This is a genomic window from Photobacterium sp. GB-36, from assembly GCF_003026135.1.
GTDB lineage: Bacteria > Pseudomonadota > Gammaproteobacteria > Enterobacterales > Vibrionaceae > Photobacterium.
Genome location: NZ_PYNY01000004.1, coordinates 29,469 through 46,358 on the forward strand (window position 1 = coordinate 29,469; position 16,890 = coordinate 46,358).

General features: G+C 38.8%; 14 protein-coding genes. 5 read left to right on the forward strand and 9 right to left on the reverse strand.

Annotated elements, in window-relative coordinates; all coding sequences use genetic code 11:
* Positions 1-984: 984 nt before the first annotated feature.
* On the forward strand, positions 985-1,887 hold the full coding sequence (locus C9J46_RS05000) for a chemotaxis protein (protein WP_107246225.1): 903 nt from the start codon (positions 985-987) through the stop codon (positions 1,885-1,887).
* A 73-nt stretch (positions 1,888-1,960) separates the two neighbouring features.
* Here the strand turns inward: C9J46_RS05000 and C9J46_RS05005 are convergent, their stop codons facing one another.
* Positions 1,961-2,209 (reverse strand): GlsB/YeaQ/YmgE family stress response membrane protein, encoded by a 249-nt coding sequence (locus C9J46_RS05005; RefSeq protein ID WP_105062604.1) that lies wholly within the window; start codon positions 2,207-2,209, stop codon positions 1,961-1,963.
* Between the two features lie 262 nt (positions 2,210-2,471).
* On the opposite strand from C9J46_RS05005, the gene yjjG reads away from it, so the two are divergent.
* The 3 genes from yjjG to brnQ (C9J46_RS05020) all read left to right on the forward strand — a co-directional run bounded on the left by yjjG (position 2,472) and on the right by brnQ (C9J46_RS05020) (position 6,725).
* Entirely contained in the window at positions 2,472-3,143 is a 672-nt protein-coding gene (yjjG, locus tag C9J46_RS05010; RefSeq protein WP_107206715.1) for a pyrimidine 5'-nucleotidase, read from the forward strand.
* Between the two features lie 368 nt (positions 3,144-3,511).
* Positions 3,512-4,831 carry a branched-chain amino acid transport system II carrier protein gene (gene brnQ / locus C9J46_RS05015; protein ID WP_107206716.1) on the forward strand — a complete coding sequence of 440 codons (1,320 nt, stop codon included), beginning with the start codon at positions 3,512-3,514 and terminating at the stop codon, positions 4,829-4,831.
* A gap of 559 nt (positions 4,832-5,390) precedes the next feature.
* On the forward strand, positions 5,391-6,725 hold the full coding sequence (gene brnQ, locus C9J46_RS05020; RefSeq protein ID WP_107261243.1) for a branched-chain amino acid transport system II carrier protein: 1,335 nt from the start codon (positions 5,391-5,393) through the stop codon (positions 6,723-6,725).
* A 98-nt stretch (positions 6,726-6,823) separates the two neighbouring features.
* Here brnQ (C9J46_RS05020) and C9J46_RS05025 read toward each other — a convergent pair whose 3' ends face one another.
* Complete coding sequence (locus C9J46_RS05025; protein WP_107206718.1) at positions 6,824-7,129, reverse strand: hypothetical protein; 306 nt, start codon at positions 7,127-7,129, stop codon at positions 6,824-6,826.
* A gap of 552 nt (positions 7,130-7,681) precedes the next feature.
* Between C9J46_RS05025 and C9J46_RS05030 the strand changes: the two genes are divergently transcribed.
* The gene (locus C9J46_RS05030; RefSeq protein WP_107287524.1) at positions 7,682-8,164 is read left to right on the forward strand and encodes a hypothetical protein; all 483 of its coding nucleotides are present in this window, start codon (positions 7,682-7,684) and stop codon (positions 8,162-8,164) included.
* 61 nt (positions 8,165-8,225) lie between these two features.
* Here C9J46_RS05030 and C9J46_RS05035 read toward each other — a convergent pair whose 3' ends face one another.
* The 7 genes from C9J46_RS05035 to C9J46_RS05065 all read right to left on the reverse strand — a co-directional run bounded on the left by C9J46_RS05035 (position 8,226) and on the right by C9J46_RS05065 (position 16,711).
* Positions 8,226-8,960, reverse strand: coding sequence for an alpha/beta fold hydrolase (locus tag C9J46_RS05035; protein ID WP_107246230.1), 735 nt, complete (start codon positions 8,958-8,960; stop codon positions 8,226-8,228).
* 197 nt (positions 8,961-9,157) lie between these two features.
* Positions 9,158-10,222 (reverse strand): hydrogenase nickel incorporation protein HypB, encoded by a 1,065-nt coding sequence (hypB, locus tag C9J46_RS05040; RefSeq protein WP_107290622.1) that lies wholly within the window; start codon positions 10,220-10,222, stop codon positions 9,158-9,160.
* Positions 10,222-10,563 carry a hydrogenase maturation nickel metallochaperone HypA gene (hypA, locus tag C9J46_RS05045; protein ID WP_045128683.1) on the reverse strand — a complete coding sequence of 114 codons (342 nt, stop codon included), beginning with the start codon at positions 10,561-10,563 and terminating at the stop codon, positions 10,222-10,224. The genes hypB and hypA overlap by 1 nt, the downstream gene beginning before the upstream one ends.
* An 18-nt stretch (positions 10,564-10,581) precedes the next feature.
* Complete coding sequence (gene hypF, locus C9J46_RS05050) at positions 10,582-12,972, reverse strand: carbamoyltransferase HypF (protein WP_107290623.1); 2,391 nt, start codon at positions 12,970-12,972, stop codon at positions 10,582-10,584.
* Positions 12,973-12,987: 15 nt separating this feature from the next.
* Positions 12,988-13,575, reverse strand: a complete 588-nt coding sequence (locus C9J46_RS05055; RefSeq protein ID WP_107246235.1) for a HupE/UreJ family protein — start codon at positions 13,573-13,575, stop codon at positions 12,988-12,990.
* A 94-nt stretch (positions 13,576-13,669) separates the two neighbouring features.
* Positions 13,670-14,500: a formate dehydrogenase accessory sulfurtransferase FdhD gene (gene fdhD / locus C9J46_RS05060; RefSeq protein WP_107206724.1), complete on the reverse strand. Its 831-nt coding sequence runs from the start codon at positions 14,498-14,500 to the stop codon at positions 13,670-13,672.
* 48 nt (positions 14,501-14,548) lie between these two features.
* Entirely contained in the window at positions 14,549-16,711 is a 2,163-nt protein-coding gene (locus tag C9J46_RS05065; protein ID WP_107290624.1) for a sigma 54-interacting transcriptional regulator, read from the reverse strand.
* Between the last annotated feature and the right edge of the window lie 179 nt (positions 16,712-16,890).

The following is a 16,890-nucleotide window of genomic DNA, read 5'->3' on the forward strand; positions in this document are numbered from 1 at the left end:
AACCTGTAACAGATATATTATGTCTCTTAAATTAATCGAAGATGAACAAGACCTCAAATAATTAAATTCATTCAAGGTAAATTATTTTACAATTTTGCTTTCTTATTCTCATACATTTTTTTATCTATAACATTCATTATCTTAATAAGTTCACCTTGATAACTTTCAGCACCATAACTAAATAGTCAGTCACTAAAATCATAACTTATTTTTCATTAATAAAATTAATTATGTATTTAATTCCCAAGGAATTATTTTTTCAGTAATGAAAACAAATTCACTCCACCATAACGAATAGCTGAGCCCTCCGAATAAAAAGTTGAACACAACAATGAAGATGATTTTTTAATTAATTCATCACTTTTATATCGTTATGATTATAATTCGCACGCCTAAATCTATATAAACCAATGATAATTAAGATTTTTTTGTTAAACAATGGTTATTGATAAATCGCTTATTATATAAACCACTAAATTCACCAATTAATGAGATATGCTGATATTGCTTTTTCTCTCTATAAAGGCAAGTAATATCTTTTCAACTGTATAATAAAAAGTTTCTGTGTTTATAATTGCGTCAAATTCCATGATATCAAAATAGAGAGTATTATCCTTTTATTTTCATTCAGTAATCTTTGCTGTGAATCTTCACTCACATCAGTCGCTAAACTATGATGGTTAAGGTAAGTTATAAAATCGGATGAAAGAATATTATTCGACATCACTTCTTTATACGTCATACCTAATTAATCAACATTAATATGAAAAATCAGCTCATGCTTCAAGTTTTCATTGATAAAAACAATTTGATGTCCTTTATTTCGAACGCATAGAAAACCAGTTAAGACAGAAAAAAGATAATCAATATCGAAATTTACTAATATATTAATTGTGAATTTTTATTTATAAACGTTTGGTATAAATTACGATAGTGTTATTATAATGAATTATTAACATAAATTATCTATGCAATGGATTCGGTATGATAAAGAATGCAACGAATGCATCACAAGGGATGTTACTTTTTAAGCTGTCCACACTACAAAGCTTTGCGATTGGTACGCTTAAAGTCCGTGAAATCGTACCCTATACAAATTTAAGTGTTATCCCAAAATCTCACCCAACCGTACTTGGCACCACTACATTACGTGGCGACACTGTCCCTGTTATTGATATGGCCAAAGCAATTGGTTATCCCGCTATCAGTCTTGAAGAGCGCCAACGTTGCTTTATTATCATTACAGATTGTCGTCGTAAGTTAGTTGGATTTTTAGTCAGAGGTATTGAACGGATCACCGAGTGTAACTGGCAAAATATTGAAGCACCTCCCCAACATTTAGGTAGCGATATTTTTGTCACTGGTGTTATGCGCGATGCCGATAAGTTGATTCAACTACTAGATGTTGAATTGCTTCTCTCTAAAATATTTCCAGATGATCCTTCAACGTTATTGCCTACTCTTACCGATATTGAACGTGAGATTTTACGTCCGTTAAAAATCTTATTAGTTGATGACTCAGCCGTCGCCAGAAAACAATTAACTCAAGCACTTGATAGTATCAGTGTGCCCTACTTTGTTGCCAAAAATGGGCAAGATGCTTTTAATATGATGCAAACGGCTGCGCAAGCAAACGATCCGTTCCATATTTTGGTTAGTGATATCGAAATGCCAGGGTTAGATGGGTATGAGCTGGCATTCAATGTCAAAAACACCGATGCGCTCGTCTCAACCTATATTATTTTACACACCTCCCTTTCAAGTGAAATAAGTGTGTCTCAAGCACACCAAGTTGGTGCTCAAGAAGCACTGACAAAATTTGAAGCAAATGAATTAATACATGCGATGCTTCGGGGGGCGGAGCAGCATTTAGCATTAAGTAGCTAAAATGAAAAAAGCGAGAAATCACCCGTCATATTAGCGGTAATTTCTCGCTTTTATAATGTATTATTACATTAGATTAACGAATAAAACGGTTATAGATAAACAGAATAATAAATGCACCCAAGGTAGCGGTAATAATGCTACCAATGTTTACACCTGTTGCATGACCTAAACCAATAAATTTACCCACAAAACCACCAACAAATGCACCGCCAATACCCAATGCCATTGTTACAATCCAACCACCGCCATCTTTACCAGGCATTAAAAACTTTGCCAATGCACCAGCAATTAAACCAAGAATAATCCAAGATAAAATACCCATTAAGAGCCCCTATACTTTTAAAAATAGTAAATACTTATAATTGGTAAGTGTAGACAGGTATCCACTAACGAAGTTCAATTCTTTGTCAGGAAGTTTATAAAATCATAAGAAACTTATATACCAAATATGATTAGATTAACTTTGAGGGCATAAGATCGTTTAAATTACTCTCACCTAAAATCACTCTTTTTATTCATTCACTATAGTGTAATATGCGCGCTATTCGATGACTATAGATAGATATTATAAGGCAATAATACATATGAAATACGATTGGATTCTTTTTGATGCTGATGAGACCCTGTTCTATTTTGATGCTTTTAAAGGGCTACAGCTCATGTTTTCTCGTTATGATATCGCCTTTAGTGACGCTGACTTCAAACAATATGAATTAATTAACCGCCCGCTATGGGTGCAATATCAAAATGGCGATATTTCAGCCAGTGAACTTCAGCAAACACGTTTTCGGGAGTGGGCAAAAAAACTAAAAACAACAGAACAACAGCTTAATGATGATTACATGCAAGCAATGGCTGATATTTGCGAAGTATTACCGGGGACAACATCACTGATTCGATCTCTTAATGGTCGAGTTAAATTAGGCATCATTACTAATGGCTTTACTGCACTGCAAAAAATCCGCTTAGAAAAAACAGGACTAGCCGATTATTTTGATCTGCTCGTTATTTCAGAGCAGGTCGGCGTCGCTAAACCCGATCGCCGTATATTTGATTATAGTCTTGAAAAAATGGGCAACCCTGCACCTACTTCTGTACTTATGGTCGGTGATAACCCGCAATCAGATATCTTAGGCGGTATCAATGCAGGTTTAGACACATGCTGGTTTAATCATCAAAATCAATTATTGCCAGATACTATAAAGCCAACTTATCAAGTTTCAACACTGGCTGAACTTGAAAAAATATTAGCTTAAAAACAACAGGTTAAATCTAATAACGGATATGTATCGCGAATTTTTATTCTATATTCGCGATACATACATTATACATTCCGTATTAAATACGAATAATTACCGAATATCACTTTACAATCATCTTAAATAGCTTTAGTTTTAGGTCAATTATTTCATTCGAGCGCATCACTTATGTATTCAGTTAAGCACAACAATTTAGCAGTATCTTCTACTGTATTTGTTATGAATACTATTGCGCTTGTCTCTGTCGTCGTCGTCAAATAACGCTGACGTTTAAGCTTATTCGTCAGTTACTATTGCTGGCGGATATGTTAACTCTCCTTTTTATCTTCCGGCCAAACTGACCATTCATGTAGAAGGTACGCCGTTTGAAGAGAAGAGAACTTGCCGCCATTGGATTTATGACTTTTGCCTTATTTTTAGGGGCAGGAAACCTTATTTTTCCCCCTATGATGGCACAACAAGCCGGTGAAAACTGGTTAATCGCCATAGTAGGCTTCCTACTAACCGCCGTTGGTTTACCCGCCTTAACACTGATCGTTTTAGGTCGACTGTCATCTGCAGATAAACTCACTGCCTCATTACCACATTGGATGGATCGTACTTTCTGGTTTTTAGTATTAACGACTCTGGGGCCAGCCTTTGTTCTACCTCGAGCGGTAACTGTGGCGTATGAAATGGGTGTTAAACCTTTCTACCACGGTAACGGGTTAATGCTGTTTTCAGTGCTATTTTGCTTATTAACCTTAATTTTGGCACTGAAGCCCGGTAAGTTAGTTAGCTATATTGGTAAAGTAATGACGCCTGCATTAATCGTGATGCTAGCGGTCTTAGTGATTGCCGCTTTGATTAACCCATTAGGCTCTCCGACAGATGCCATTGCTGTTTATAAAGCAGCACCGACGGTTAACGGTATGATCCAAGGTTATATGACATTAGATGCTATCGCAGCGGTCGCATTTGGTTGGGTGATTATTCAAACGATTCGTAGTACGGGTATTAGCTGTAATAAAGCGATTTCTTACTACACATTACGTATTGCTGGTATCTACGCATTACTGATGTCTTTGTGTTATTTAGCTATGGGTTATTTAGGTGCGACGTCCTCTTCAATTGCTCCCAACTCAACCAATGGCGGTGAAATTCTAACACGCTATGCTGCTGGTGAGTTTGGTACATTTGGACAAATTTTATTAGCAACGATTACTTTAATGGCTTGTTTAACCACAACTATTGGCTTAACCAATGCAAATAGCGAATACTACAAAAATACTTATAACATCCCTTTTAAAATCAGTGCTGTTGTGATCATGAGCTTAACAGCCATTATCTCTAATGTTGGCTTAGAAACGATTATTGAAGTCAGCCTACCTGCTATTTTGATTTTATGCCCTATCGCAGTATCACTCATCATCGCCATTATTTTTATGCCGAACACTGTGAGTAACGCAAAGCGTAAATTCTCGATGAGCCAAACACTGATCGTCATTATCGCCACGTTATTTGGCAGTATTGATGCACTAAACATTTTAGGTAAGATCCCTTCCGCTATGCATCAAGATCTAACGGCATGGTTACCTTTGTTTAATGCTCATGCGTCATGGCTACTCCCTGTTCTAGTAACCATTTGTATCAGTAAAGTGACCCATATTATTCAACGTAATCGAAATACAGTTGCTACCTACTGATACTAAAATTGAAGCTATGCCATTGGTATAGCTTCAATATCAGCGTTACCACTGCTTTCAATTATTATATCGAAGCATAAAAATACAAAACCTGGCACTAGCACTCACATATTTAACTATCAATATGATTTTATTTAGTTAATTGCTTTTACTTAGTCGCAATAAAACGCATACCATAAAAAAATCGTTTACAACTCTATATTTTCTTTATATGTTGTAAGCGTTAATTCAATCACAAAACAGAAGTTGTTAAGTTATGTATTCAGCACTTTGCGAACATAAAACACGAAAAAACTTAGCATCGAGCCAATTTACTAATTGGAGCGAGGCTTCTGTTGTTGATATAAAACATACAACACGAATTATTACCGCTATTATCCTAGTGATTATTCGCTAGGCTGGCGGGCAAGCTTCCGTCAGCCGAGCTGGCGGAGGATACTATCAAGTCAAATATCTTCTTTCAGCAAACCTGCGGAATACGATTTCAATCATGGACGTTTAACGCATTGCGCATTAATCGCGATGGTTGTCTATAACTTCAAAAATGCAGGAACTACATTTGAAAACACAAGACATCTTCGTACTCGGTCTCACAACATTTGCCCTCTTTCTTGGTGCAGGTAACTTGATCTTTCCACCAGCAATGGGATTAGATGCTGGGACTTCTCTGACCTCCGCAATGGCCGGATTTTTAATTACTGCCGTAGGCTTACCCGCATTTACTATTATTGTGCTAGGTCGAATTGGTAATACCAATAATTTAACCAAGGCTTTACCTAAGTGGCTAGGTACAACTTTTTGGGTATTACTTTTTACCGCTATTGGCCCTGCATTTGGTATGCCTCGCGCCGTTACTGTTGCTTATGAAATGGGTATTCAACCATTTTTTACTCATGACCATTTAGTTGCTTTTTCTATCATTTTTTCTGCCGCTACCCTATTTCTTGCATTTAAACCAGGAAACCTTGTGACTTACATTGGTAAGATCATGACGCCTGCACTGATTATTTTACTATGTGGATTAGGCTTAGCAGCATTTCTTAGCCCTCTCGGTACACCTGCTGCTCCATCTGGTGATTACCAAGTCGGTGCTGTTACAAGTGGTTTGATCCAAGGTTACATGACGATGGACGCCATTGCTGCTGTCGGTTTCGGCTGGGTTATCATTCATGCAATAAAAGCTAAGGGTGTTACAACACAACAAGGTATTGCATCAACTTCTATTAAAGTCGCATTAATTTACGCCACGTTAATGGCGTCTTGTTACATCATTATGGGCTACGTAGGCGCAACATCATCAACGATTGCTGAACATGGTGTTAATGGTAGCGTGATCTTAACTCGTTACGTTGCAGGTGAGTTTGGTCATTATGGTCAATGGTTATTAGCCGCTATTATCTTAATGGCATGTTTAACCACCACAGTGGGTTTAACCAATGCATGTGCTGAGTATTATCAAGATACGTTTAAAGCTTCGTTTGGTTTCACAGCAACAGTCATTGTTGTGCTAACAGGGGTTATCGCAAACTTTGGTTTAAACGATATTCTGAAAGTAAGTTTACCTGCCATCCTTGTACTTTGTCCGGTTGCCATCGCATTAGTATTAGCATCATTGGCGGCTTCAACATTTACCGTTTCACGCCTTACACACAGTGCGGTTCTGATCACAGCGACGCTTTTCGGTACTATTGATGCGATTAATATCTTAGGTAAGATGCCAAAAGATCTCGGTGACTTTTTCAGCGATACATTACCGCTTTACAACGCACATGCAGGTTGGTTATTACCGTCTTTATTCATGTTAATTACGACGGCGATGATTGGGCGTACAGCAAGTGCAGAGAAAAAATTTGGGCGTGTTGACTACCGATTAAAAACGGCAAATAACGATTAAAAAAAACGGCGATATTGGGGTATCGCCGTTTTTTTACTGTTGTTTTTACTATACAAGCAAAAAGCTAGGCTTCACTTTAAGCGCTAGCAATGAAAGTATTACAATTCATTCCACATTGCGGCACCCGGCGCCCATACTTCCACTCTATTTTTCTCTAAATTACAACGAAAGTTAATATCACCACGATGTGCCGGCTTTATATGATCGACAAACACCCAGCCTCGATTACTTTCAGATTGATTATCAACATCATTAGCAATAATGGTTTCAGCAGTATATTGCGTTTTATTCGTTACCAAAATTTGGCACTGCTCGATATCATTGGTAGAAGGTGGAGTAAAAGGAGTTGCTGTCATATCACAGCCAGAAAGCAGTAGAGCAAGCAGTAAGATTTTAGTTTTCATCGTAGACTATTCATAGCATCAAAATGTGTCACTAATTGCAGGCGAAAAATGAATATCAACGATATGCCATTAGCGAAGTTGCGCGGAATTGTATAGATAAAAAAACAAATTGGTAGTGTTAATTAACCTCCATCATCATTCTTTTGAAGACAGTCACTCTCATAAAGCATTACGTTAATTCCTTGTAAAAATAACGCTTAACGAATACATATGATAATTTAACATTGCTGAAATTAATTATCGAAGCAATATCCTATTAAGAAGCTATTAAGCCACTGATAAAACAATGAAGAGTTGCCAATAAAAAGCCCAAATCATTAGCCATTGTGTCATGTCCTATCGAAAAAAAACAATCTAACGCAACTTGCTTAGTTGCATCAATTAGCAACAGGCTAATGAATATTGCACCTTATTCGAGATACACAATTTAGAGAATGTCTTTATTCATAGGAATGGCGTAAAGAATGATGATATTGGCGCTCAAACGAAAATGAGCAAAGCTTAATCATGCTACTTTTTGCTCTGTCTTTATAAACACTAAAAGTAGATCAAATGAAAAAATACTGGACACCACTAACACTCGTTTGTGCACTACTTGTGCTAACTTCTGGTTCTCTCCTATTTTTAGATATTAATTCGAAAAATATTGTTCTTATGCATGAATGGATTGGTATCTTAATGGTCATTGCCGTTCTCGGGCATGCTTTCTTATATAAGAACTCAATTATCAAGCACTTATCACGTAAGAATAACATTGTCATGATGGCGGCTATTTTATTACTGGGTATCGCAATGATCCAAAGTGATAAAGAAGTCGAACAGTCTAACAATGTCTCTGTCGCCTTGTTTGATTCTATCGATAATGCTCCAATTACGTTGATGTCAGAGCTAACTCATCAACCCATTAATAACTTAGTAGATAAAATAAAATTGGCTGGTTTTACGATTGATGATCCTAAGCAGTCCATTGTACAAATAGCACAATTAAATCATCAGCAACCTGAAGACATCATTTCTGTTATTTATAAAAAGTAAGCAATAATGCCCTGTTTATCAGGGCTTCAATCAAAGCCGATACTTAACCTCACTGTGTTATTTAAAATTTAGAGTCACTATTTATATCATCGATAAAACGATGAAATGTTGCCAAGAAAAAATCCAAATCATTAGAAATAATATCATGTCCTGTTGCTGAAAATGCCAATCTAACGCAACCTTCTTTTTCTGCTTCTTGCTTAGCAACATCAACAATCAACTGACTAACAAACTCTGCGCCATCGCCTAAATAGGTATTATAAAAATTTAATACCGGCTTTTGGTGATAAGAAAAATCCGTAAATTCCAGTTGAGTTACCTCCAGCAGCTCAGAGTCAACAACGGGATTTATTGGCTTTAAAAGAGAAAGTTCTTGCTGAACAAATTGCTTAATATCTTTTGGAAGGCGCGCTTCAATTTTCTCAAAAATAAAGCTAATTGGCGAATCAACAGCCACCAAGGCTTTAACTAAATCAGGGTATTTATAGTTAAAATATCGACCGTAAAGTCCCCCCAAGGACGGACCAAGTAAGATGGCGTTTTTAATATCTAACTCTATAAGTAAACTATGCAACTCCTGAGATACAACCTCTGGTGTCCTTACCTTTGTATTGAGTGGACTTCTGCCATAACCACCTCGATTAAATAAAAGTACACTGTAACGCTTTGCTAACTCGTCTTGTAACCATCGGTTATCTTCAATGGTAACGTTAGCTCCCGTATTAATCACTACACAATCTTTAGCACTGTGATGCTTTATATAGCGATACTCAATACCTGTAGCACTTATCATCATCTCACCTCATTTCTTTAACTTGTAAACTATTGATGAAACGATTAGTTATAGCAAAATTAAACACAGAGGATGTGAATTGAGAGGAAGGTAAATAAGGGGCATTACATTTTAATGCATACTTTTGTGCGCATCTTTATAAAAAACCACAGGCACTTTTCATGAACCTGTGGTTTTAAATGTCTACTGAACCGTAATAACTATTGATGTTGTTGAAGTTGCTCAGTCAGCCAATTTAACCACGCATCCATCCCTTCACCCGTTTTAGCTGAAAGTTTTATGACCTGAATATTGGGATTCACTTTTCGTGCATTAGCAATACAATCTTCTATGTTGATATCAACATACGGCAATAGGTCGACCTTGTTGATCAGCATTAAGTCAGCGGCAGCAAACATATTAGGGTATTTAAGCGGCTTATCTTCCCCTTCAGTAACAGACAAAATCGCGACTTTGCATGCCTCACCTAAATCAAAACTCGCAGGGCACACCAAGTTACCCACGTTTTCGATAAACAAGAAACCTGGCTCATTCATTGCTAATTGATGATAAGCATCGTGCACCATTTGTGCATCTAAATGGCAGCCTTTTCCTGTATTAACTTGAATAGCGGGCACTTGGGTAGCACGAATACGATCCGCATCGTTAGAGGTTTGCTGATCCCCTTCAATCACTGCACATGGATACTGCTGTTTTAGCTGCATCAGGGTTTCAGTAAGCAAGGTCGTTTTACCAGAGCCTGGGCTTGATACTAGATTCAGCACAAGCTGTTTATTGGCTTTGAAATGCTCGCGATTATGTTCAGCCAGTTTATTGTTGTTACCTAGAATATCCATCTCTAACGTCAGAAGTTGACGTTGAGAAACCCCAGCCACATGCACTTCAGCTTCGCCTTTACCGTAGTGCAAATCACCTTTATCTAAGGTTTCAGGCTGATGATGGTCATGGCTATCATGAGCATGGTTGTGATGTACGTGCGATGCATGGTCATGGTGAGAATGTTGATGATGTGGGTGGCTGTGTTCATGGTGCGATGTTGCAGGTAACGTGTAATGCACATGATGATGAACATCACCTTGATGATAGTAGTGATGATGGATCACAACAGGCTGTTCATTACTCGCTTTATGAACATTGGAGTGCGCGTGATCATGGTGATGGTCATTGTGATGACTATGCCCATGATGATCGTGGTGGTGAGAACCATGATGATGGTGATCGACACCTTCTACATGGCTATCTCCGCAGCCGCATACATTACACATTACTCTACCTCAATATTTTTAATCATTAATTCGTCACCGGTTTCAACTTTAAGCTGATAACCTTGGCAATGAGGGCAGCAGACACCACGCTCATCCATTTCGATATAGCGCTGACACTCCATACACCAAACTTGAGCTTGTACAGACTCAATGGCTAACTTCGCGCCTTCTGCAATCGTTCCTCGTGTTGCAAATTCAAATCCTGTTGCCAATGCATGGGGCTCTATACACGATAATGTCCCAATCGATAATGTCACTCGAGTTACACGATGAAAGCCTTGCTTTTTCGCCTGTTCAACCACGGTATCTACCGTATTCATACTCAGTGATAATTCATGCATGACGAGATCTCTTCATTCTTATTTTTGATGTATGGCAAACCACAACTGACCTGCTGAAATAGATGCATCATTAGCAGGAAGTGATTCACCACAAAAAAGGGATAAACTGTGCGCGCTGGCTTTTTCAAACACTTCATCAACTAATACACGGTTTTGGAATACCCCACCGCCTAAAACAATCGGTAATGGCTTATACGTTTGTCCTATGGTGACAATGACGTCAGCAATGGCACTAATAAAACTGTGCGCCAAACAATTTCGCCATGCTGGGCGATAATCATCGGCAACTAAACTTAACAGTGGTAATGCATATTCAAAAAGTGGTTGCCAATCAATCACACCATTAGCATCAACAGCAAAAGAAATAGGTTGATGGCATCGATCTTTCATTGCCGCTTGTTCGAGTTTCAACCCACATTCACCTTCATAATCAACGCGATCAACCAAACCTAACAAACTTGCCCACGCATCAATTAAACGTCCCATCGATGAGGTATAAGGCGATTGACTGCCTGTTAGCCATAATTGGTATAAATTATTAAAATAAATATCACTCCACTCTTTAAAGGCTGATAACTGCATCGCTTTAATCGCATCGACTGAGTAACATTCCAATAAAAGGGCAAATAACAAACGAGCTGGCTCTTTTATCGCTTTTTCGCCTCCAATTAAGCGAAATTGACGTAAATGTCCGACACGTTGATAACTTTGTGGTGTAGAAAGTAAGACTTCACCTCCCCACACGGTGTGATCGTCACCCCAACCAGTCCCATCAAAGGTAAAACCTAAAACCTGCTCCGTTAAATTATGCTCAGCCATCACAGCTAATACATGGGCATGATGGTGCTGCACCTTTAAAAGTGGTGTGACCAAATGGGCTTGGGTTTGGTATTTTTCAGCAAATTGAGAGGAATGATAATTAGGGTGTTTATCACACACCAACTGCTGTGGCTTAACATTATAAAGCGCTGTTAAATGGTTAAAGGTTTCTTGATAACGTAACTCGGTATCGAGATCGTCTAAATCACCAATATAAGGGGATATTAGCCATTGCTGAGGTAATGCTAACCCTATGGTTGATTTTTGCTCAGCACCTAAAGCAACGGTGATATTACCTGTACTTTGTTCACTACCTGTACCGAAATGACTCACAGGCGCATAGCCTCTTGCCATACGTAGCACACGGAGCTTTCCACCAGCATAATGTACCAAGCTATCATCGCACGCACTCACAATCGGACGATTATGATCTAAAACACCACTGATTTTCCCTGAAAATTGAGTACAGACTTGAGCTAACTCAGTCGCAATAGGCATACCTGATAAGTTCGCACTGGTCATAACAAGTGTACTTGTCGCATCGATTGCTTTTAATTCATCAAACAACAAATAATGCAATGGCGTATACGGCAGCATGATTCCAAGATACGGTACATTCGGAGCAACATTTTCAGCTAATACGCCATCTGTTCGTGTCACTTCTTCTGCCACAATATCTAACCGCTTATTCATAAGAACAATCGGTCTCGCTTGCGCTGCTAATGCTCTCCATTCCGCATCACAGCCTGCAACGAATTGTTGAGCAATGTCATCACTTGCCGCCATGATGGCTAACGGTTTTGACTGCCGATGCTTAAGCTTACGTAAACTCGCCACAGCTTGAGCGTTCGTGGCATCACACACTAAATGAAAACCACCGATGCCTTTAACTGCAACAATTTCGCCGTCTTTAATCTGTTGCGCAAGCTGCTCAATCGCTGTTTGTTTGGTTGCAACAAGTGGTAATTCTGCGCTAGATTTTACTCGCTGCTGTGCATCATAAAGCGTTACCCAAGGGCCGCAGCAGTCACAACTAATGGGCTGAGCATGATAACGACGATCGACTGGATTTTGATATGCCTCGGCACAATCAGAACACAACGAAAAATCCTGCATACTGGTTGCTGCACGATCATAAGGTAGCGCTTTTATAATGCTGTAACGTGGACCGCAATGGGTACAGTTGGTAAATGGGTATTGAAAGTATCGAGAATCTGGATTGGAAATATCCCGCTTACAAGCATCACAAAGCCCTTGATCTGGTGAAATAGATACCGTTGTGCTGTCACCGCACTGACTTTGCTCTATATCAAAAGTATTCGGCTTTTCCAATTCAGACCATAGCGATAAAGTGCGAACTGCCACATCATCAATGCGACTTAAAGGAGGCGCTTGGTCAATTAACTGCGAAGTGAAAATAGCTAATGTATCAAGAGAGCCTTGCACATCAATTTTCACCCCTTCTGAATCATTGATCACCGAACCAACTAGCGCATGTTGTGTCGCTAGTTGGTAGACAAAGGGGCGGAAACCGACCCCCTGTACAATGCCGGTAATATGAATATATTGTCGTGCAATGTTGTCTGTCACGCTAACTGCCCTGAATTAAGACAGCATTAAGATGCCACCAAATGCCGCCATAACGACACCTAGGACATTAGTAACACGGCGATTAGCAGCTGAAGACGCGATAGCTTTACCTAATACCACACCACACGCGTGTAGAATTGCCGTTGCAAGTACGAAACCGATAAAGAACTCAACAGCCGTAGCGCCTAAAGGCATTTCCATACCGTGAGCCATACCGTGGAATAATGCAAATGCCATTACTGCACCTGTCGCTACTTTTGCAGAGATACGACCACCCGCTAATAGCATGCCACCCATCGCAATCACAGACACTGCAATAGCTAGCTCAACACCTGGGATCACAACACCTGATACACCTAATGCAGCACCTACAATCATGATTGAGATGAAAGCAAGAGGTAAACGTGAAATCGCTTTCCCCCCCATCATTGCTGCTAATAGACCCACACCCACCATAACACTTAGGTGATCCATGCCAGTAAATGGGTGAACAAAACCACTCATGAACGCAGAAGCGTGAGGACCAATGTGACCAGGGTGTGCTAAAGCAAGAGGAGAAAAAGAAGTAGTTAGCAAGCCCAACATTAGATGTTTCATTTTCATATTAATATCTTCTTAATAAAAGTAACCGGAAATCCGGAGGGTTATAAAACACTTCACGCGATAACTAAGCGTAAAGTACGATGAAAGCACGAGATCAAATCATGCCAAAAATACGTTCTGGGTGAGCATAAGCATCGGCTCGACCACGGCGACAATGCCCTAATAACGTCATATTTAAACGATCCGCTAAATCGACAGCCATTTTTGTTGCAGAAGATACGGCAAGTAACACTTCAACACCGGCTGAGGCCGCCTTTTGTACCATTTCAAAACTAGCGCGACTGGTGACTAACACAGCACCGCCAGATAAACGCTGTTGATGGATATAACCAATTAATTTATCTAACGCGATGTGGCGACCAACATCTTCAAATGTTGCGAGTAATTGACCATTGGCATCGATGTATGCTGCCGCGTGTGCTGCACCTGTGAGTTGATTAAGTGCTTGGTGTTGAAGTAATTGCTGTAACGCTTGTTCTAAATGACTTAAATCAAACTCAACTGTCATCGGCAATGGCATTAGCATCCGACATACGGTTTCCAATTTTTCTTCACCACAAATACCACAGCCCGTTAAACCCGCTAATGAACGACGTTTCTGCTTTAAACGCTCAGCACAACGATTTGCAACTGTAATATCAAGATTGATCCCATTATCATGATGGGTAATCAGTATATCGTGAATATCACGGTGATGATCGATAATTCCCTCAGACAATGAAAAGCCTATCGCAAACGGCTCTAAATCATGAGGAGTACACATCATCACGGTGTACGCAACGCCATTAAACGCAAGAGCAACAGGCGTTTCTTCAATAATGAAATCCATCTCTCTAAAATCGCTTTCTCCTTTGCGATAGCGAATGATCGGACGCTGACAAGCATCACTAACGGCATCGGTTGATTGCACCTCAAGAGTGGTCAAAATAGTGATCCTATAATTAAATAAAAATGTAGGCTGGTATAAAACGCATCAGATACCACCTCGAAAATCTTGGCTATTAATCCCCATTTTCTGCATTCGAGATAACAAGGTTGTCCGTTTCAGTCCTAATTGGTTTGCCGCACCATTCGGCCCTGCGACCACACCATGACAAGCCTTTAATGCTTTAATCACGTCTGCTTTACTAATAATGGGTTTAACTACGTCACCTTTCACTGTTGATTCTGGCGTATTGATAACACCAGTAGCTTCAGGGGTAACCAATCCGACAGAAGGCGCATTCTCGGTTGGTACACAGGCAGAATGAGACGCTGTTTTTAGCTCATGAACAGGAACATTAAGCACATTACCACGCGTTAAAATCACAGAGCGTTCAACAAAGTTACGCAATTCACGAACGTTGCCCGGCCATGGAAATGCGCTCATAACCGCTAAATCTTCTGCTGCAATTACGGTGATCGTTTTGCCCATTTTTTTGGCTAATTCACGGGTAAAATGTTTAACCAATAATGGGATATCTTCGGCACGTTCACGCAGTGGCGGAATTTGGATAGGAAAAACATTCAAACGGTAATAAAGATCATTACGAAATTTCTTTTCTTCTACACGGCGTAATAAATCAACATTCGTGGCGACAACAATTCGCACATCAACACTGATTAATGCGTTCTTACCCACACGTTCTATTTCATTTTCTTGTAATGCACGTAATAATTTAGGCTGAAGCTCTAACGGCATATCACCAATTTCATCTAAAAATAACGTACCTTTATGCGCTTGTTCAAAACGACCAACACGCTGGCTAATCGCGCCAGTAAAGGCGCCACGTTCATGACCAAACAATTCACTTTCAAATAAACCAGCAGGAATGGCGGCACAATTCATCTTCACCATATCCGTTTTGCTGCGTAGGCTTAACTTATGAATAGCACGAGCAATTAATTCTTTTCCCGTCCCCGACTCGCCTAAAATCAACACCGTACTGTCACAACAAGCAACAAGGGCAACTTGTTCAAGGACTTTATTCATCACTTCACTTTGACTAATAATATCGTCAAAAATAACGTGTTCACCCATCCCTTCATCGATGTTTACAAACTTTGTAATAGGTTGATTAGGAATGCTCGCTTGATGTGTTTTTATACTATGCATTGCTAACGCAACACGCGCAGCTATCTGTTTAAATAACTCAAGATCCGTATTTTGATATGGCGCTTCAATAGGCTTCATAAAACTGATATAACCCACTGCAATGCCTCTAAATATGAGTGGCATAACACAAGCAGTTTTAACACTACGAGGAAAGTACGGGCTATTATTATCAGCCTGCATTTTCTTAATATCTATCGCATTTAAAAATACAGGCTGTTTATTCTTAATTGCATTTTTAATTAGTTTATCATTGGTAAAGAAATGACATTGATAATCAATTTCATTATTAATAAAACAAGCAGAGTGTTGATTGTAATGCCCATCTTGTAATTGAATAATCGATAGATCAGTCATACCAAAATGCTGATATAAAAAGCGTAATAATGAACCTATCAATTCTTTTTTTGTACTTTGACTTATAACAGTATTCGTCACATCAACCAGAACCTGAAAATTGTTTTTTTCAGTTGTTAGTTTTTCAGTAAATGTTGATGCCGTTTGGTGCTCTATAATATGTTCAATCATTGCTGAAATCATATTATTAAATAATTTGAATTGCTTCTCGCTCTCACTATCATCAGGCATAGTTAGATTAATATATTCAATCGCACCTAAAGGTTGATTACAAATAGATAGCGGTATTTTGCAATAATTAAAAACCGAGTCATACGCAGGATGACTTTCTAGCTGAGGAAAAGTTTGATATAGCGTTTCACCATCCATCTGATGGCAATAATCACGCATGGTAGCGCCATGCAATCCAATACTTGAGCCAGTGTAATCAAATTGCTGACATTGTTTATCTTGATCAAGGTAGTAAAGGCTTGGTTGACTATCAAGATCATTTTTTAAAAGTAGATTCACACGTTCAACATTGATAAATAATAGATCTTCATTGTTAAGAAAATCCATTACGCCTGAAATATCATTGATTGATAATAAGGCTTTAGAAAAAGTCATCAAATCACTTTCAAAGCGTTCCATGTTGGCATTAACTCTTGCTGATAATGTCGCTCGAATAGAGAGTAATAATTCAAGCATTTATTATACAATTCTCAACCATTTTAGTAACCAAGTATTGATATCAATCAATAAACAATAAATATAAATGCAAACTAATGATGAAAAACAGAGTAAATGCTAATTATTTGAGCGATATGAATGACTAGTAGCAATATACAGCAAAGCAATGAAATATAAGGTTTCCAAATTTAAAATAT